At 75.7% G+C, this 235-nt stretch carries 1 pseudogene; it reads left to right on the top strand.

Features of this window, described 5'->3' with window-relative positions:
- Positions 1-68 precede the first annotated feature (68 nt).
- A pseudogene (locus KVS67_RS13215) lies at positions 69-235 on the top strand (pyridoxal 5'-phosphate synthase lyase subunit PdxS); the annotation flags it as partial.

Below are 235 nucleotides of genomic sequence, written 5' to 3'. Positions count from 1 at the left end.
TTTCCCCGGTCCTCACCCCCGGCCCGGCCCCCCGCGGCGGGGTCCGCCACTCCTTCGGAAGGACCCCCATGAGCGACGAGCGCGCCCGCAGCTTCTCCGCCTCCACCGCCTCCGCCGCCGTCGACGGCGCCCGCGGCACCGGCACGACCCGCGTCAAGCGCGGCCTGGCGGGCATGATGAAGGGCGGCGTGATCATGGACGTCGTCAACGCGGTGCAGGCGCGCATCGCCGAGGA

Source organism: Micrococcus sp. GbtcB5 (assembly GCF_019091605.1).
GTDB classification, from domain to species: domain Bacteria; phylum Actinomycetota; class Actinomycetes; order Actinomycetales; family Micrococcaceae; genus Micrococcus; species Micrococcus luteus.
Note: the sequence above shows the minus strand (reverse complement) of the source record. Positions and strands in the feature narration are given on the sequence as shown.